At 60.2% G+C, this 18,037-nt stretch carries 19 protein-coding genes; 10 read left to right on the plus strand and 9 right to left on the minus strand.

Annotated elements, in window-relative coordinates; translation table 11 throughout:
* Positions 1-74: 74 nt before the first annotated feature.
* The 3 genes from IB285_RS09765 to IB285_RS09775 form a co-directional block, all read right to left on the minus strand.
* Positions 75-779 (minus strand): SPOR domain-containing protein, encoded by a 705-nt coding sequence (locus IB285_RS09765; protein ID WP_190787993.1) that lies wholly within the window; start codon positions 777-779, stop codon positions 75-77.
* Positions 780-830: 51 nt separating this feature from the next.
* Complete coding sequence (argS, locus tag IB285_RS09770; protein ID WP_190787994.1) at positions 831-2,579, minus strand: arginine--tRNA ligase; 1,749 nt, start codon at positions 2,577-2,579, stop codon at positions 831-833.
* Positions 2,580-2,730: 151 nt separating this feature from the next.
* The gene (locus IB285_RS09775; protein WP_190787995.1) at positions 2,731-3,381 is read right to left on the minus strand and encodes a hypothetical protein; all 651 of its coding nucleotides are present in this window, start codon (positions 3,379-3,381) and stop codon (positions 2,731-2,733) included.
* 105 nt (positions 3,382-3,486) lie between these two features.
* Here IB285_RS09775 and ispH point away from each other — a divergent pair, with 105 nt between their 5' ends.
* The 3 genes from ispH to rnhA are packed head-to-tail and all read left to right on the plus strand — an operon-like array spanning position 3,487 to position 5,957.
* The gene (gene ispH, locus IB285_RS09780) at positions 3,487-4,476 is read left to right on the plus strand and encodes a 4-hydroxy-3-methylbut-2-enyl diphosphate reductase (protein ID WP_190787996.1); all 990 of its coding nucleotides are present in this window, start codon (positions 3,487-3,489) and stop codon (positions 4,474-4,476) included.
* A gap of 19 nt (positions 4,477-4,495) precedes the next feature.
* Complete coding sequence (gene thrB, locus IB285_RS09785) at positions 4,496-5,470, plus strand: homoserine kinase (protein WP_190787997.1); 975 nt, start codon at positions 4,496-4,498, stop codon at positions 5,468-5,470.
* Between the two features lie 22 nt (positions 5,471-5,492).
* A complete protein-coding gene (rnhA, locus tag IB285_RS09790) occupies positions 5,493-5,957 on the plus strand; it encodes a ribonuclease HI (RefSeq protein ID WP_190787998.1) in 465 nt (154 codons plus the stop codon).
* Between the two features lie 53 nt (positions 5,958-6,010).
* Here rnhA and IB285_RS09795 read toward each other — a convergent pair whose 3' ends face one another.
* The 3 genes from IB285_RS09795 to IB285_RS09805 form a co-directional block, all read right to left on the minus strand.
* Complete coding sequence (locus tag IB285_RS09795) at positions 6,011-6,187, minus strand: YegP family protein (protein ID WP_190787999.1); 177 nt, start codon at positions 6,185-6,187, stop codon at positions 6,011-6,013.
* A 64-nt stretch (positions 6,188-6,251) separates the two neighbouring features.
* Entirely contained in the window at positions 6,252-7,376 is a 1,125-nt protein-coding gene (locus IB285_RS09800) for an NAD(P)/FAD-dependent oxidoreductase (RefSeq protein WP_190788000.1), read from the minus strand.
* Between the two features lie 5 nt (positions 7,377-7,381).
* Positions 7,382-8,374: an alpha/beta fold hydrolase gene (locus IB285_RS09805; RefSeq protein WP_190788001.1), complete on the minus strand. Its 993-nt coding sequence runs from the start codon at positions 8,372-8,374 to the stop codon at positions 7,382-7,384.
* A 110-nt stretch (positions 8,375-8,484) separates the two neighbouring features.
* Between IB285_RS09805 and IB285_RS09810 the strand changes: the two genes are divergently transcribed.
* The 7 genes from IB285_RS09810 (at position 8,485) to IB285_RS09840 (ending at position 15,898) form a co-directional block, all read left to right on the plus strand.
* Complete coding sequence (locus tag IB285_RS09810) at positions 8,485-8,967, plus strand: A24 family peptidase (protein ID WP_190788002.1); 483 nt, start codon at positions 8,485-8,487, stop codon at positions 8,965-8,967.
* 88 nt (positions 8,968-9,055) lie between these two features.
* Positions 9,056-10,087 carry a Flp pilus assembly protein CpaB gene (gene cpaB / locus IB285_RS09815; RefSeq protein ID WP_190788003.1) on the plus strand — a complete coding sequence of 344 codons (1,032 nt, stop codon included), beginning with the start codon at positions 9,056-9,058 and terminating at the stop codon, positions 10,085-10,087.
* 80 nt (positions 10,088-10,167) lie between these two features.
* Complete coding sequence (locus tag IB285_RS09820; protein ID WP_190788004.1) at positions 10,168-11,823, plus strand: type II and III secretion system protein family protein; 1,656 nt, start codon at positions 10,168-10,170, stop codon at positions 11,821-11,823.
* Positions 11,824-11,842: 19 nt separating this feature from the next.
* Positions 11,843-12,499, plus strand: coding sequence for a CpaD family pilus assembly protein (locus IB285_RS09825; protein ID WP_190788005.1), 657 nt, complete (start codon positions 11,843-11,845; stop codon positions 12,497-12,499).
* Positions 12,499-13,782: a P-loop NTPase family protein gene (locus IB285_RS09830; RefSeq protein ID WP_190788006.1), complete on the plus strand. Its 1,284-nt coding sequence runs from the start codon at positions 12,499-12,501 to the stop codon at positions 13,780-13,782. The genes IB285_RS09825 and IB285_RS09830 overlap by 1 nt, the downstream gene beginning before the upstream one ends.
* 130 nt (positions 13,783-13,912) lie before the next feature.
* Positions 13,913-14,884 (plus strand): type II secretion system F family protein, encoded by a 972-nt coding sequence (locus tag IB285_RS09835; protein WP_190788007.1) that lies wholly within the window; start codon positions 13,913-13,915, stop codon positions 14,882-14,884.
* Positions 14,885-14,902: 18 nt separating this feature from the next.
* Positions 14,903-15,898 carry a type II secretion system F family protein gene (locus IB285_RS09840; protein WP_190788008.1) on the plus strand — a complete coding sequence of 332 codons (996 nt, stop codon included), beginning with the start codon at positions 14,903-14,905 and terminating at the stop codon, positions 15,896-15,898.
* A 78-nt stretch (positions 15,899-15,976) separates the two neighbouring features.
* Here the strand turns inward: IB285_RS09840 and IB285_RS09845 are convergent, their stop codons facing one another.
* The 3 genes from IB285_RS09845 to IB285_RS09855 all read right to left on the minus strand — a co-directional run bounded on the left by IB285_RS09845 (position 15,977) and on the right by IB285_RS09855 (position 17,969).
* On the minus strand, positions 15,977-16,462 hold the full coding sequence (locus IB285_RS09845; protein WP_190788009.1) for a MarR family winged helix-turn-helix transcriptional regulator: 486 nt from the start codon (positions 16,460-16,462) through the stop codon (positions 15,977-15,979).
* 58 nt (positions 16,463-16,520) lie between these two features.
* Positions 16,521-17,393: a crotonase/enoyl-CoA hydratase family protein gene (locus IB285_RS09850; RefSeq protein WP_190788010.1), complete on the minus strand. Its 873-nt coding sequence runs from the start codon at positions 17,391-17,393 to the stop codon at positions 16,521-16,523.
* 237 nt (positions 17,394-17,630) lie between these two features.
* Positions 17,631-17,969 (minus strand): winged helix-turn-helix transcriptional regulator, encoded by a 339-nt coding sequence (locus tag IB285_RS09855; protein WP_190788011.1) that lies wholly within the window; start codon positions 17,967-17,969, stop codon positions 17,631-17,633.
* Positions 17,970-18,037: the final 68 nt, after the last annotated feature.

An 18,037-nucleotide genomic window follows, 5' to 3' on the forward strand; every position in this document is an offset into this window, starting at 1 on the left:
GCAAGCACGCTAACCTTCTAAAATGGGGAAACTAAGTGCCGATGTGCTCTTTGAGCGACGATTGGCGGGTTGGCTTACGACTTTACGGCGCAGTCCAGCCCGTCCTCTTTGACCTTGCGGCACAGCTCCACCGCCGAAGCGCGATCGGGCATCACCGCCTGAAGACGATAGACCGTGCTGCCGTCCACCACGGCTTCGACCACACGATATTTTAGCCCATCGAGCACGTCGGTCTGCCGGGTCAAGGTCTGCCATCCGGTCCGCGCCCGCGACCGGGTGTTGTAGGCTGCCAACTGTACGCCGACGCCTTGTAGCTCGCTCTGTCCCGCGCTTTCGGTCGGAGTATCTGCAACAGCGACACTCTCGGTGCCGGAGGAAGCATCGTCGGTAGCGGCATCCGCCACCTCCGTGTTGCGCACCTGCCCCTCGCGCACCTGCCCTTCTCCCACGGCAGGCGCGACATTGCCGGTTCCGGCAAATTCCTTGCCGCCAGGATCCTCCGGACGCTCCTTGATCGGGCCTTCGGGCGCCTCAATGATGCTGCCATCCGCAATGAGCTCGTCGTCGCTGGCGGCGTTCGTGAGCAAATAGATCGTGCCGACGATGCCGATCGCCAGAGCGACCAGGACGAGGGTGAACCCGATGATCTGTCCCTTGTCGACGCCGCCTGCGGCTTCGTCTTCCTCGTCGGCCTCAAGCCAGGGCAGGCTGTCGGCTTCCGACAGGTCAAGCTCGCCCTCGGTGTTGTCCCTGTTATCGAACTCAGCTTCGACCGACATCGATCATGACCTTTCCATCAACCCTGATTGCGGGATGAGGTTAGCTAACCGTCAGAGAGATTCAACGGCTTCCACACCCAGCACATCCAGTCCATTGCGGATCACCTGCCCGATTGCCTGCGCGAGGAAAAGCCTCGCCTGCGTCAAAGCTTTGTCGTGTTCCACGATGAACCGCTTCTGCGGATCGTCGTTACCTAAATTCCAGAACGCGTGCAGTTCGGCAGCGAGATCATAGAGATAGAAAGCAATCCGGTGCGCCTCGCGCGCTTTCGCTGCGGATTCGATTATACGCGGGAATTGCGCGGCGGTGCGGATCAGAGCCAGCTCCTCGTCCCCCAAAAGGTCGAGCGATTCCGCCGAGGGTTCGAAACCTGCATCTTTCGCTTTTCGCAAAGTCGAGCGGACACGTGCGTGCGCGTATTGGACGTAGAAAACCGGATTGTCCTTCGACGCCTCAACCACCTTGGCAAAGTCGAATTCCATTTGCGCTTCGGGTTTTCTGCTCAGCATGGTGAAGCGCACGACGTCGCGCCCGACTTCCTCGATCATGTCGGCGATAGTGATGAAATTGCCCGAGCGTTTGGACATTTTCACCGGCTCGCCGCCGCGCATCAGCTGAACCATCTGGACCAGCTTTACGTCGAACGGGATCGGAGTGCCCTGCCCTTCGGAAAGCGCCGCAACGGCAGCCTTGATCCGCTTGACCGTTCCCGCATGATCCGCGCCCCAGATGTCGATCAATTCGTCGGCGTTCTCCGCCTTCTGCATGTGATAGGCGAGATCCGCACCGAAATAGGTCCACGTGCCGTTCGATTTCTTGATCGGGCGATCCTGATCGTCGCCGAACCGGGTCGAACGGAACAGGGGAAGCTCGACCGGCTCCCAATCGTCTGGCGGAGCCTTGCCCTTGGGCGCTTCAAGCACACCGTCATAGACGAGATCGTGCGCGCGCAGCCACGCTTCGGCTTCGTCCGGCTTTCCGGCGAGATGCAGCGCCGCCTCGGACGAAAACACATCGTGATGGATCCCAAGCATGGCGAGATCGGACTTGATGAGGTCCATCATCTTTTCGACCGCCTCTGCGCGGAAATACGGCAGCCATTCCTCTTCCGGCTCCCCCAGCTGCTTGTCCCCCAGCTCCTTCGCGAGGTATTCGCCGATCGGTTTGAGGTAGTCTCCGGGATAAAGGCCTTCGGGAATCTCGCCGATATCCTCGCCCAGCGCTTCGCGGTAACGAAGGTGCGCCGAGCGGGCGAGCACATCGACCTGTCCGCCCGCATCGTTAATGTAATACTCGCGCGTCACCTTGTGACCTGCAAATTCGAGGAGGCTGGCGAGGGCATCCCCCACCACCGCGCCGCGGCAATGACCCATATGCATAGGACCGGTGGGGTTCGCCGAGACGTACTCGACATTGACAACCCGTCCCTCGCCCATCGAGGAGCGCCCGTAATCATCGCCCGAGCTTTGAATGGTGGTAAGTTCCGCCAGCCATTCCGAATGCTCCAGCCGCAGATTGATGAAACCCGGACCGGCAATCTGTGCGCTGGTCACGCTTGGCTCGGCTTCCAGTTTTGCAACGATCTGCTCGGCAAGCGCGCGCGGATTTGTCTTCGCCGGTTTCGCGAGCACCATCGCGGCATTGGTCGCCAGATCGCCATGCGAAGGATCTCGGGGCGGCTCCACCGCAACATTGGCAAAGCTCGTATCGGCGGGAAGCGCGCCTTCGGCCGCCAATGCGGCAAGCACAGCTTCGATTTTGGCTGCATAGGCAGCGTAAAGAGTTTTGTTCTCGGTCATTTCATCGGCGCAGTTAGCGGAAAGTGAAAAGGGGACAAAGGCCGAAAATCGATCGGCGCGTCGGGCACGAAAGACCGCGCAGCGGTTCGACACCAGCTTATCCGGTTTGTCTGGTTGAGGATTTCACATGCCGCGTGGCATGCGAAAGAGCTTAGCGCGTAGCGTTGTAAGCCAGTTGATCCTCGGTCAGCTGGAAACCGATCAGCATGTCGAAGCTGGTTCGCTGAATCGCCGTCCTGACTTCAGGCGCTGACAGGGGATCGAGCGCGGCATCGACATCTCCGGGGCGGCGGCGACGCGTAATCTTCTCGCGGATATCCGCCGGGAGGGTCGCCGCAGCGCGATCCACGAAGGAGCCGGCCTTGGCCGAAGCGCTCGCGCGTTCCTGACCGTCGGCGAAGTTCAACGTGACCTGCCCAACCCGCTTCGTCACCACGGCGCTGCCGCCGCGAAGCACGGTAACGAAATAAGGTAGCGTAACCGTGCGGGCACCACTCACATCGGCGCGGCGGGCGTTCACGTCGAACGTGGCCTCGCTATAGACGCGCTCGCCGGACTCATCACAGCTCGAACGCAAGTTCGTCATCGAAGCAGTCATGTCGAGATTGTCGACGGTCGGGCTGCCCGCAGTGCGGAACACGGTCACGTCGCCGGTGTAATCGGGAATCCCGACAGCCGGGCAAGACGATAGCACCGCGGTAATACCCACGCCCTGGTCGATCACCAGGTCGCCTTCACCGGCGCATCCTGCCAATGCAGCAGCCAGCGCAGCAGCGCCAAAAACACGGGTGCGAAATGCCATGAAAAACACGTCCTTGAATTATCGATCCTGTGAGCCGCTGCACAATCGGCGCGGCAATCGCTCTCGCCCTAGCGGTGCGCGCAGCAAAGCGCTAGAGGGTGGGACATGAACGCGCCCTTTCCCACTTCCGACACCGCCGGCGGTAAGGATACCTCCGCCGACGAACCGCTCAACCTGCTCATCGCTGCGCCGCGCGGCTTTTGCGCCGGGGTGGATAGGGCGATCGAAATCGTCGAAAAGTCGCTCGAGCGCTATGGAGCTCCGGTCTATGTCCGGCACGAAATCGTCCACAACAAATATGTCGTCGAAGGGCTGAAAGCCAAAGGCGCCATTTTTGTCGAGGAACTGGACGAGGTTCCAGCCGATGCACCGGTCGTTTTCAGCGCGCATGGCGTGCCAAAATCGGTGCCCGCAGAGGCGGAGCGGCGCAACATGATCTATCTCGACGCGACCTGCCCGTTGGTTTCGAAAGTGCATCGTCAGGCCGAACGCCAGATCGAGAAGAACCGCCACATCATCTTCGTCGGCCACGAAGGGCACCCTGAGGTCATTGGCACCATGGGCCAGGTAGAACCCGGTCAGATGACGCTGGTGGAAACGATCGAGGATGTCGAAAAGCTTCCTTTCGATAGCGACGACGAGCTGGCCTATCTTACCCAAACGACGCTCTCGGTGGACGACACCGCAGAAGTGATTGCCGCGCTCGAATGGCGCTTTCCCAATATCAGCGGCCCGAAAGCGGAGGACATCTGCTACGCCACCTCCAACCGGCAGGCGGCAGTCAAGGACCTCGCGCCGGATTGCGATCTCGTGCTTGTGATCGGCGCGCCCAATTCTTCGAACTCGCTGCGCCTCGTCGAAGTGTCGGAGCGGCTGGGGACACCCGCCAAGCTGATCCAGCGCGCCGATGAGATCGAACCGTCATGGCTGGACGGTGTGAAGACCCTGGGCCTTACGGCAGGCGCATCGGCACCCGAAGTCCTCGTTCGCGAAGTGGTCGATGCCCTGGGCAAATTGCGACCGATAGAGGAGCAGACCATTACCGCCGCGGAAGAGAAGATGGTGTTCAAACTCCCACGGCAACTGACCGAATAAGAGGGAAAAGCACGCGCTCATGGCGGTCTACACGCATCTTGGCGCTGAGGAGCTTTCCGCACTCATTTCCCAATACGATGTCGGCGCGCTGGTCTCCGCCAAAGGTATCGCGGAAGGCGTGTCCAATTCCAATTGGCTCATCGAAACGACGGGCCCGGAGGGAACGGGCGCGCGCTACATCCTGACGATGTATGAGCGGCGCATCGAGCTTTCCGATCTCCCTTATTTCCTCGGTCTGCTCGATCACTTGTCCGAAAAAGGCTGTCCGGTGCCGCGCACGATCCACGACCGCGATGGATCTGCGTACCGGATGAAGCGGGGCAAGGCCGTCGCTCTAATAGAATTCCTGCCGGGCGTTTCGCCCACACAGCCGAGCCCCGAGCAGGCTGGCGCGGTAGGGCGAGTGCTCGCCGACATGCATCTTGCAAGCAGGGACTTCGCACGCAGCCGCACCAATACGATGAGCTTTCCCGACAACCTTGTCTTGCTCGAGCGATGCGGCGCGGATCGGTTGGCCCGGATCGATCCCGGTCTGCCTTCCATGCTCGGGCCTGCCCGCGCTGCGGCGGAGCTCGATCTGTCTCGGTTGCCTCACGCCAGCATCCACGCCGACCTCTTCCCGGACAATGTGCTGATGCTGGGCGAGCAGGTCACCGGCCTGATCGATTTCTACTTCGCCTGCACCGGCTCCATGGCGCTCGATCTCGCGACCACGCACGCAGCATGGTGCTTCGACCGCGAGAACCGCTACCGCGCCGACCTCGGTGCGGCGCTAATCGCGGGATACGAGAGCGTGCGGCCGCTCGGCGCTCAAGAGCGCGAACTGCTTCCGGAAATTGCCAAGGGCGCCGCCTTGCGCTTCGTCGCGAGCCGTGCCGAAGATTGGCTCGACACGCCGGACGATGCGCTTGTGACGAGGAAGGATCCGATGCAATTTGTTGCAAGATGGCACGTCTATGACGATCTAGGCGAAAAGCTGTTTGACCGAACCTAGAGACGAACAGATGAAGCGCCCGATGAAGCAAGTCGAGATTTTCACTGACGGAGCCTGCAAGGGCAATCCCGGCCCGGGCGGCTGGGGCGCGCTGCTGCGCATGGGCGCGCACGAAAAAGAGCTGTCCGGCGGCGAAAGTGACACGACCAACAATCGCATGGAAATGACCGCCGTCATCAAGGGGCTCGGCGCGCTGATCGAGCCGTGCAAGGTCGATCTCTATTCGGACAGCAAATACGTCCTCGACGGCATTACGAAATGGGTCGATGGCTGGCAGAAACGCGGCTGGGTGACGGCCAGCAAGAAGCCGGTGCGCAATGCCGATCTATGGCACGAACTCATCGATGTGTCCGCTCGCCACGAGGTGGACTGGCACTGGGTGAAGGGCCACAACGGTCACCCGGAAAACGAGCGCGTCGATCAACTTGCGAGCGATGAGGCGGAGCGTGCCGCCATCGCAGAAGGCGAAGAACAAGCATCGCAATAAAAACGGGCGCTACCCCGCAAAGAGCGCGCCCGTTTCAGTGATCAGGCCAAGGCTCAGCTGTTGTCTTCGACAGGCGCACCCGGACCGTTCTTCTGGATGGAAGCGATCGCGTTCTTCGCGCTGTCCTTGCTCGAATAACCTTCGGTCGAAAACATGATTTCCGAATTGTATTTGAAGCGCACACGGAACTCGCCTGCTTTGTCCTTATAGATCTCGAACTTGTGAGCCATTCTGACATTCCCTCTCTTGGTTATCGAAACTCGCGCCTCACCTTACAGATTCGAAAAGGTTTGACTAGCCGCCCGCAAGAATTGCTGCCTCATGAAAGCGCGAAGGGCTGTAAACCGCGCGGTCGATCTGTGATGTCAGCTCATCCGCCCCTTGCCCCAGCATAATCTGCGCGCCCAGCCGGGCAGCTGCTGGCGCGGTCTGAATTCCGAAACCGCCCTGCCCTGCGAACCACGCGAAGCCGCTCATCTCAGGATCGGGCCCATAGACCGGCAGACGGTCGGGGGCGAAACTGCGCAAACCCGCCCAGCGACGCTCCACCGCCTCGATGTCCCAATCGGTCACTTGCTGGAACCGGTCGATAACCCGGGCGACGTCGATTTCTTCGGGCGAGGCATCGCATGCTTCGGTTGGGACCTCATCGTGCGGGCTCAGCCAGAGGCGGCCATTGTCGGGCTTGAAATAGAACGCGCCATTGATGTCGAGCACCAGCGGCTGGTCGGACACAGCTTCCGGAGAAACGCGGAGCTGTACAACTGTCCTGCGCTTCGGATCGATACCGAGCGGACGTGCTCCTGCCAGCCTTGCCACACTGTCCGCCCACGCGCCGGCAGCGTTGACGATGGTGGTGGCAGAGTAGCTATCGCCGCGCTCGGTGATGGCTTCCCAGCCTTCGGCGGTCCGGTTGAGCAACGCCACGCGGGCGCGGCAGACGATCTTTGCACCCACCTGCTTCACCGCTTTCAAGTAGTGTTGGTGCAGCCCCGCGACATCGATATCGGCGCAAGCCGGTTCCCAGATCGCATCGCACCACTCTTCGCGCATGTGGGGTACCCGCTGCGTCAATTCCTCCCGCCCCAGACGCTGAATGGTCACGCCGGTGCCGGAAAAGGATTCGACAAATGCGTCGAGCTTGCCGCGGTCCTGATGCCTGCCGACATAGAGCGCGCCGCGCGGCGAAAGAAAGCCGTGCTCGCGCAGGTAGTTTCCGGATGCGAGCGTCAGGGGAACGACACCCGGGCCGCCATAGCATTCCTCCCAGAAAGCGGCCGAGCGGCCGGTCGAATGATATCCGGGTGCATCTTCTGCTTCGAGCACGAGCACACTTGCATGCGGCGCCAGCTCGGCCGCGATGCTTGCGCCGGCCATGCCAGCACCGATCACGGCAAAATCGTAGTGAGCGCGCGCCATTGCTATCAGGCAGGGCTCGCCGGGGCGTGCTTGTCGAGGAACTCGGCAATCGCCTGCATCGCCGCGCCGCGCACCTCGTCAACCTCGCGCAGGATTTCGTGCGCCGCCTCGTCCCCGAACTCCACGAGCTCCCCGCCAAGAAGGCGCTTGGCAGCGCGTACATTGGCAGGATGGCTGACGAGTTTGTCCGCGCTGGTCGACACGATCAGCACCGGTGTGGCCACGCTTTCGAGCGCGCCCGGTTTTTCAAGCTCGCGCCAGGACGCATAGGCACGCTCCACCCAGCGCCAGCTTGCAGGACCCATCACCAGCTCCGGGCGGTGGTCGCGCCACCATTGCTCGTCGTCATAGCGATCCGGATCGTGGGTGAGCAGCGTTGCCCGCCCGGTCGGAAGTTCACCCGGCTTCTCGCTCCACTTCCACGCCTGCCGGGTTGGATCACCGACCTTGGTCATCATGGTCGCGACGCCGTGGAGCATCGGCAAGGGAAGCGGCGGCCCGTTCATGCCGAGCATCGGCGCGCTCAGGAACACGGCCTGCGGATCCACTCGTTTATCGACAAGCGCGCGCATGACCAGGTGCCCGCCCATCGAATGCGCTGCAAGCACATGGGGGCCCGGCGTCTCCGCTTTCCACGACTCCCAAAATTCACCCAGATCCTCGATCCAGATGCCAAAGTCCTCGATGTGCCCGGTGACTGCGTCCTTGCCCAGCCTTCCGCTGCCCGCCTGTCCGCGCCAATCGGCGGCGGTCACACGCCAGCCGGCGCGGTGCCATTCCTCCAGGCTTTCGAGATACTTTTCGTAATTGTCCCCGCGTCCGGGAAGGAACAGGATCGACCCGCGAACCCGCTCGGCACCTCCTGGCCAGTCAATGCGGCGAAGCCTGTGGCCGTCGCGAGTCTCCCAGATCGCCTCATTGGCAGTCGGCGGAATTATACGCCGGTCGATGACCGTTTTCGCAGCGGGCTTGCTGGTAACTGAAGAAGCTTTGCTCACGTGCCTAATGCCTGACCGTTTGTCGTGGTTACTATTTGGTAAGCACTCACCTGTAGCACACCGATCAAGAGGATCTGCGGGATAGTCCGGCAGTTAATCTCGGGGGGCACATGCTTACGACGTATCTTCACTACGGACTGGTGATTGCCTTGGCAATTGCGCTGCTCGTTGCCGCATTCACCGATATCCGCAGCCGGCAGATCAGCAATAAACTTAATCTTGCAATCGCGTTCGGCGCTCCGCTGTTCTGGTGGACCAGCGGCCTGTCGATCTGGCCCGATGTAGCGTGGCAGATCGGTATCGCATTTGTAGCCTTCGCGATCCTGGCGGGATTGTTCGCGCTTGGAATGATGGGCGGCGGCGATGTGAAACTGCTCACCGCGCTCGCTCTCTGGATTGAGCCGACAGCGTTCATGCAGTTGCTGATCGTCATGGCGCTTGTTGGGGGCGTTCTGACCATCGTGATGGGCGGCTGGCATTTTCTGCGCCGCCAAAAGGAGAAGCTTGCGATTCCTTACGGGGTGGCGATCGCAGTCGGCGGCCTTTGGGCGCTCGCCGTAAACTATCTTCCAAGCGACATCCCGGTCGCGTGAACTTCATTTTAACCAATTCAGACGTACGCACTGAAACCATACCTGCCCGATCATTCTGTCGGGCCGAAACGAGGGGGCTAGAATAGCCATGGATAGGAAGAAGCTGGTTCTGCTGCTTGGAGCGCTGATCATCGCGGTCGGCACTGCTTTTGCTGCGCGGAGCATGTTTGCCGAAGGTTCTGCACCGGAGGCCGTCGCGGCCCCCGAACCGACAGGACCGAAAGTTCTTGTTGCCAACCGCGCTCTGCCTGCGGGTACTATCGTTACCGCAGAAGCACTCGGTTATCAGCAATGGCCCGAAGAGCTGGTTCAGGACGCCTATTTCATCGATGGCGAGTCCGATGTGAACCAGCTGCTCGGTACTGTCGTGCGCTTCCCGGTCACCGCCGGTGAGCCGGTCACGCAGGGCTCGCTCGTCAGCCCCGGTGACCGCGGCTTTCTTGCTGCGGCTCTCGGCCCAGGCATGCGCGCTGTCACTGTTCCTGTTTCGGCACGCACCGGTGTTGGAGGCTTCGTCTTCCCGGGTGACCGAGTCGACCTGGTCCTGACGCAAGCGGTTGACAATGCTGTCGCCGAAGGCTCGCTCGAAGGCGCGGAAACAATTCTGCAAAACCTTCGCGTACTCGCAACTGACCAATCGACGGAGACGGGTCAGGATGAAGAAGGCAAGACCGTTGTCCGCGCTTTCAGCACAGTAACGCTTGAAGTCACTCCGAAACTGGCCGAGCAAGTAGCCGTCGCCCAAACCATGGGCACGCTTAGCCTGGTCCTGCGCTCGATTGCGGACAACCAGGCTGAACTGGACCGCGCCATCGCCAATGGCGACATCAACATCCCTCAAGACGCAACACCTGAAGAAGAAGAGCGTATCCTGCGCAGCGCGCTGGCTCGCCCGGTCGATGGCAAGCAGACCTGGCAGACCGCACTCGATGTGTCGAAATTCCGTCAACAGGAAGAGTTGAAAGCGCGCACAGCCGCAGCAATCGCTCGCAGCAATGCTGGCACGGGTGATGGGGGAGGCATCGTCATTCACACCGGTCCGACAGTGCGCGTGACGCGCGGCAAGACGACGACCGAGGTACCGGTATCTAGCCGGTCCGGCGCGCCGCTCGTGCGCTAAGGAGAACTCTGATGCTTCGTCACAAACACCGCTTGAAAACCGCTTTTGCGGAAACAGGGAATCCCAGGGGGGGTCGGAAAATGACACGCCAACTTACCGCCAAATTGCTTTTGGCCTCCATCGCCGCAGCGCCTCTGGCAGCTGTCCCGATGAACACTGCGATCGCGCAGCAGGTCGTGAGCCCGTCGCAAGACATCGTTCTGTCGATCGGCAGGGGCGAGCTCATAACGATCCCAGGATCGATGGCAGATGTCTTCGTCGCCAATGATGGCATCGCGGACGTTCAGGTGAAATCTCAGCGCCAGCTCTACGTCTTCGGTAAGGCTGGCGGTGAAACTACTCTCTATGCGAGCAACGCTCGGGGCGACGTGATTTTCTCGGCAAATATCCGGGTCGGTTCGAATATCGGCAGCGTTGACCAGATGATGGCCCTCGCCATGCCAGAGGCAAAGGTGAACATCGCCACAATGGGCACCAACACAGTGCTGCTGACCGGCACTGTCGCGGCTCCTGAAGATGCAGCTGAGGCGCAACGCCTCGTGCAGGCTTTCCTGGGTGAAGAGGCGAACGTCATCACACGCCTGAAAACAGCTACGCCATTGCAGGTTAACTTACAGGTCAAATTCGCCGAAGTCAGCCGCAGCCTCGTTCGTCAGATCGGGGGCAACCTTGCAACCTTCGATGCAGGCACCGGCGGTTTCCGAGGCGGAATCGGCACAGGCCGTAACTTCACAAATGGTGACGTAAACTTTAGCGGTCCTCTAACAACTGGAAGCGGCGCGGCGGCCGCAAGTCTAGTAAACAGAGTGCCACAGCTAAGACCGGATGGGACTTTTGCGACAGACCCGCAGACTGGCGCAATCCTGTTCGAAGAAATCACGACGCCTGGGACTGCGATCGACTCGACTGACGGCACAACAATCAGCGGTCTGGGACGTCTTTTCGGGCTCGACGTGCTTGGCGCGCTCGACCTATCGGAAACCCTAGGTCTTATAACTACGCTCTCCGAGCCAAACCTGACTGCGCTCTCGGGCGAAACGGCCACATTCCTAGCGGGCGGTGAATTCCCGATCCCGATCAGCCAGGGCCTCGGCAACGTTGCTATTGAATATCGCGATTTCGGCGTGAGCCTCGCTTACACGCCAACAGTGCTGGCCAACGGTCGGATTTCTCTGCGAGTTCGCCCTGAGGTATCCGAGTTGTCGTCGCAAGGCGCGGTTACACTCAATGGTTTCCAGGTGCCAGCGCTTACTGTTCGCCGGACCGAAACGACTGTGGAGCTTGGTTCGGGCCAAAGCTTCATGATCGCCGGTCTGATGAGTGGCAATTCTCAGAATCTTTTGGATAAGGCCCCAGGCCTCGGCGATATTCCAATCTTGGGCAACCTGTTCCGGTCAAGAGACTTCCGCAAGGGCGAGACAGAGCTTGTGATCGTGGTCACGCCGTATCTCGTGAAACCGGTCGACGCATCTGACATCAAGCTGCCAACGGACGGTTTCCGTACTGCCAACGAGCTAGAGCAGTTCATCGGGTATCGGGACAATGCCGGCGTGTCGGGCGAACAACGCCCAATGCCCACCGCCAAGGATCAGGATGCACCGAACCCGGATGTCGGCAATGTCGATCCAGCTGCGATCGTGCCTAACAATGCGCCGAAAGATCCGCGCCGGGCAGACAAGAAGAACCGCAAGAAGGACCGCTCGGCAGACGCTGCGGCTCCCGGCTTCAGCCTCTAATTCGAGAAAGGTAAGAACAATGCACACAGCATTCAAAAGCAAACTGGCCAAAGCGCCGCTCCATGCTCTTGCACTCTCGATCGGGCTGGCTGTTGCTGGCTGCGGGGGAATGCCAAGCAACACGTCGCTGTACAGCACAAAGCAACCGGTGGTCGAACGCACCAACTATACACTCGACGTAAACACCACTGCCCAAGGACTGACAGTCTCGGAACAGACGCGTCTCAATGGCTGGTTCGAGACCATGGACCTTCGCTATGGCGACAGGGTCACGATTGAGGATCCATCGAACAGCCCTGCTGTCACCGATGCGGTCAGTGAGCTCGCAGGACGGTACGGACTGATCGTCGAACCGGTCGCTCCGACCACGGCTGGCTTTCTTCAGCCGGGCCAGGCGCGCGTTGTTATCACCCGCTCGACCGCCTCGGTACCGGGCTGCCCAGAGTGGTCCGCGCACTCGGACATGAATTACACCAACGGTATGAGCCCCAATTTCGGCTGCGCTAACAACAGCAATCTGGCTGCAATGGTCGCAAATCCAGAAGACCTGCTGAAAGGCCAGGAAGGCACCGGCGAGACCGTGATCGCCACAGGAACAAAAGCGATCGACACCTATCGCGAAGCGCCGCCATCGGGTGCTGGCGGTCTTCAGAACGCTCAAGGAGGACAGCAGTAATGAACGCTCCATGGAAATCGGGTCTCCCCGGAAATCGTGACGCATTTGCAGCCTATATCTGCGATGATGCGGCCCTCGACGTTCTTCGTCCGGTCGTTATCGAGATGGGCTGGCAAACCGAGAAGTGCAACAAGGGCGGCCTCCGCAACGCGATCCAGTCGCTATCGGTCAGCGCGAGCCCTGCAATCCTCGTGGTCGACCTGTCGGAAAGCGGAGATCCGCTGAATGACATCAATGCCTTGGCAGAGGTCTGCGAGCCCGGAACCGTGGTTATCGCGATCGGCCAGGTCAACGATGTCCGTCTTTATCGCGATCTCATCGCGAGCGGCATTCACGACTACTTGCTGAAGCCGCTGAACGCCCAGCAAGTCCACGATGCACTCAATCAGGCGCTTGCTGTCTTTACCTCGCCAAAAGCGGGTGATGGCGAAGCGGTCAAGAAACATATCTCGACTGCAATCGTGGGCACACGCGGCGGGGCCGGTGCCTCGACGCTGGCAACCTCTCTTGCGTGGCTGTTCAGCAGCGAGCACGATGCGCCGACTGCGCTGCTCGATCTCGACATCCACTTCGGGACCGGTGCGCTCGCACTCGATCTGGAACCGGGTCGCGGTCTGACCGATGCAATCGACAATCCGAGCCGTATCGACGGGCTTTTCATCGAACGTGCCATGACGCGCGCCAATGAAAAGCTCTCGATCCTCTCAGCGGAAGCTCCGATCAGCCAGCCGCTGATGACCGACGGGGCAGCTTTCGTTCAGCTGGAGGAAGAATTCCGCCAGGCGTTCGAAATGACTGTCATCGACATGCCGCGCAACATGCTGATCAACTTCCCGCACCTGCTTGCGGACGTGAACTTGGTCGTGCTGACCTGCGAACTCACGCTTGCATCGGCGCGTGACACCATTCGGGTGCTGTCGTGGCTCAAGACAAACGCCGCACACGCTCATCCAATGATCGTCGCTAACAAGGTGCAGTCGAGTGTTGCCGAGATCAGCAAGGCAGATTTCGAAGCCTCAATCGAACGCAAGATCGATTTCGTAATTCCTTACGACGCCAAGGCCGCTGCAAACGCAGCCAAGTTGGGTCAAGTGTTTGCCGATGCCAGCCGGTCGAGCAAGGCAAGCTCGGTGATCCGCCAGATCGGCGAACGGATCATGGGCGCGAGCGAGGAAGACTTGGCGTCCATCACCGAAGAAAAGAAATCGCTACTTGGCGCATTCGACCTCAAGTCGCTCTTGGCGAAAAAGGACAAGGCTGAAGCGAAAGAACCGGCTGAATAGACGGCTTTTTCACTGCGCTATTCGTAATTTGACGCAAGAATACGGATGGCGCGGCGAGCCCTATATGGGGTTCACAGGCTAAGCCGCGAAAAAAGCGGCGCAACGTAGGAACTTGGCGGGAAGCATTAGCATGGACTTTACCCAAACTCTGCTCGTTACTGGCGTGATATTCGCCGTGATCGTTGTGGGCTATCTGCTCGTCACTGGTTCCGGAGCCGGCAAGGCGCAGAAGCGCCGGCTTGATGCACTGCGCTATCGCCATTCCGAAAGCACCGATACCAAGGTCGAATCCCAGCTAAAGAAAGCCATCGCTGCGCGTAAACCAAAGGCCCACCGGATTGCCGGTTCGAGCTCACGTCTCGAAGCGCTCGAGATCCGCCTCGATCGCAGCGGCAAAAAGTGGACGCTCACCCAGTATGCCTATGCTTCAGCTGGCTTGGCAATAGTCGTGGCGATGGCGGTCTTCCTCCAATCGGGAGCGCTTCTGCTTTCGCTTGGCGTTGGGTTATTCATCGGAGCAGGTCTTCCGCACCTGGTGCTCGGTTTCTTCATCAAGAAGCGTACGGGCGAATTCAATGAGAAGTTTCCAGACGCGATCGAATTGCTGGTCCGCGGCCTGAGATCAGGCCTTCCAGTCACCGAAACGCTCGCCGTCGTTGCGCAAGAGATTCCCGGCCCGGTGGGTGAAGAATTCAAGGGCGTCGTCGAACGGATCAAAATCGGTAAAACAATGGAGGACTCGCTCCAGGACACCGCTACCCGGCTCGGCATTCCAGAGTTCAACTTCTTCTGCATCACGCTCGCCATCCAACGTGAGACCGGCGGCAACCTTGCCGAGACGCTGTCAAACCTTGCAGATGTACTGCGCAAGCGCGCCCAAATGAAGCTCAAAATCAGGGCGATGAGCTCGGAATCCAAAGCTTCCGCCTACATCGTCGGCTCGCTTCCATTCGTGGTCTTTATTATGGTTTACATGGTGAACCCGAGTTACCTCGCGGGCTTCTTTTACGAAGACCGTCTGATCATCGCCGGTCTCGGCGGGCTCGTCTGGATGAGCATCGGCGTCTTCATCATGGCCAAAATGGTCAATTTCGAAATCTAAGCGGGAAGGAAAACAGCCATGCTCGAACAACCCGCAGGACCAACACTGCTAGGTTTCGACGTTATTCTCGTCGGAACGGTGCTAGCCGGTCTGGCCGCTTTCGCGGTGGTCATGGCGATTTATGCCGCGGTCACGATCAGGGACCCGATGGCCAAGCGCGTCAAATCGCTCAACGATCGCCGGGACGAATTGAAAGCCGGAATCGTAACGCAAGGGTCGAAAAAGCGCGCCAGTCTGGTTCGCAAGACCGACAAGACCGACAAGGTCAAAGAAAAGCTGAACAGCATGAAAGTGCTGCAGCAAAGCCAGCTCGAGGCGGTCCAGCAAAAGCTGGCCCATGCCGGTTATCGAAACAAGGAACTCGCAGTATACATCATCGGTGCCCGCGCGATCCTCCCGATCGTGTTCGGGACCATCGGTTTCATCGCAATCTACGTCACCGAAATGTTCCCTGACTGGGGACCGTTCACGCGGCTTGGCGCGATCGCGATGGTTTTCTTCCTGTCCTACAAAGGCCCAGAACTGTTCCTCAAAAACAAGGCCGACAAGCGTACGAAGGAAATCCAGAAGGGCCTGCCCGACGCGCTCGATCTGCTGGTGATCTGCGCGGAGGCTGGTCTTACAGTGGATGCGGCATTCAATCGAGTCGCTAAGGAACTAGGCCAGGCCTATCCCGAATTGGGTGATGAATTCGCTCTGACCGCGATCGAGCTGTCGTTCCTCAACGAGCGCCGCGACGCGTTCAATAATCTTGCCTACCGTGTCGATCTAGACGCAGTCAAAGGTGTGGTGACGACCATGGTCCAGACCGAGCGCTACGGTACTCCGCTTGCCAGCGCGCTGCGTGTCCTGTCGGCTGAGTTCCGTAATGAACGCATGATGCGCGCCGAAGAGAAAGCCGCGCGTCTGCCGGCTATTATGACGGTGCCTCTCATCTTGTTCATTCTTCCGGTTCTGTTCATCGTGATCCTTGGCCCAGCGGCCTGCTCGATCTCGGACTCGCTCATCAACTAATAACGAAATGCGAGTGCATCGACGCACGATGCTCGCTTGACAAAAGGGGTCGGTCAGGTTCGCCTGCCCGGCCCCTTCCTACTTTGTCCGATCATCTGCAAGCGAGGCCGCGCGCACATGCATCCGGTCGAGCAATTCGCGGAACTGCGCGCGCTCTTTCGGAGCGAAGCCATCGAACAGTTCGCGCTCGGTCGCCAGCGCCAGCGGCATGACCTCGCGGTGGATCGAGCTGCCCTCCTCCGTCAGCTCCAGCAAGTGCGAGCGGCCATCCGCCTCGTTCGGCACGCGCTGGATCAATCCGCGCTCTTCCAGCACCTTGCACGCCCGGTTGACCGCGACCTTGTCCATCCGCGTCACTTGCGTCAGCGCCTGCTGCGTGCACGCGCGCTGCGAGCCGTCGCCGAGCACCGCCATGATCCGCCATTCGGTGACCTTCAGCCCGAAACGCTTGCGATAACGCTCGGCGATCAGGTCGCTGACGGCGTTGGATGCGATCGAGAGCTGATATGGCAGAAAGCCCGAAAGGCTCCACTCGTCGCCGGTTGCTAGGGTCTTGTCATTCATCCCAAGTGGTTTCTCATGAAACCATCGCGATTGGCAAGACCTCCCGCCCGGCCGCGCGCTATTTGTAAGGGCGCTCGTCCCACCAGGGGTAGAAATCGGGCATGTCCTCGCTGACCTTCGCCGGGTATCGCGGAGGGCGTTTTTCGAGGAAGCTCGCAATCCCCTCCTTCGCATCCGCCCCGCGCGACAGGCGATAGATCGCCCGGCTGTCAATCTTGTGCGCCTCCATCGGATGGTCCGCGCTCATCAGGCGCCACATCATCGCGCGGGTCATCGCGACCGAGACGGCGGAGGTGTTCTGCGCGATCTCCCGCGCCAGTTCGCGCGCTTCGTTCATCAGCACTTGCGGCGAATGGACCGAGCGCACCAGCCCGCCCTGCTGAGCTTCTTCTGCGCCAAAGACCCGGCCCGAATAGCACCATTCGAGCGCCTGGCTGATCCCGACGATCCGCGGCAGGAACCAGCTGGAGGCGGCCTCGGGCACGATCCCGCGCCGCGCGAAGACAAAGCCGAACCGCGCGGTCTCGCTCGCCAGCCGGATATCCATCGCAAGCTGCATCGTCGCGCCCACGCCCACCGCCACGCCGTTGCAGGCCGAGATCAGCGGCTTCTTGCTTTCGAACAAGCGCAACGTGAGCAATCCGCCGCCATCGCGCACACGCTCATCGGACAGGTCGGTGACCTCCTCTCCGCTGGCGAACACTTGCCCTCCCCCGTCCGGCGTCAGGTCCGCGCCGGCGCAGAAAGCGCGGTCGCCCGATCCGGTGAAGATCACAGCGCGAACGTCGTTATCGGCGTCGATATCGTCCATCGCCGCGATGATCTCCGCGCCCATCGTGCGGGTGTAGGCATTCATTTTGTCCGGGCGATTGAGTGTGATCGTGGCAATGCCATCGTCCTTGTCAACGAGGATCTGGGTGTAGTCGGTCATCGTATCGCTGCTCTCCGAATGTAAGACATGGACCGCGCAAGCGGGGCTTTTCGAAAAAACCGGAAACCGCCGGCAATCCGCGCAATTCCGCGCACATCTGCGCTTTCGGCAAGCCCAAAGTGTGACTTTCCGGGCGGACGAGTGTCAGTTTCCATTTCGCAGCAAGCATTATGAGAAGACTGGCAAGTTTTCATCGCTTTTTTCGATAGGAGCGAGGCGCAGAGTAGGAAAGCGGATCTAGGGCAGGCGCTCGTCACCGCGTTCAGCGAACATCCACCGATCGCCCCAGTCGCGCATCGCAGCCATGACCGGCGCAAGTTCCCGACCTGCCTCGGTCAGGCGATATTGTGCTTTGCGCGCGTCGGGCGGATCACGTTCCATGATGCCGTGATCGACCAATGCGGCAAGTCGCGAAGTGAGTGCTGCGCGATTGATGCCCGTGTTCGGGAGAAATTCTTCGAACCGCGTCGCTCCCAGAAACGCTTCGCGCAGGATCAGGATGACCCAGCGGTCCCCCAGAATTCGGGACGCTCTCCCGACAGGGCACGGCGAATGAGAACGCTTGAATCTCTCCATAGTCTGAAACCTAGACTTGACGGCGAAATCCGCAAGAGCAATCAATATAAGTCTTGTTTCCAGACTAA

Origin of the sequence: Erythrobacter rubeus (assembly GCF_014705715.1) — a bacterium.
Classification (GTDB): Bacteria; Pseudomonadota; Alphaproteobacteria; order Sphingomonadales; family Sphingomonadaceae; genus Erythrobacter; species Erythrobacter rubeus.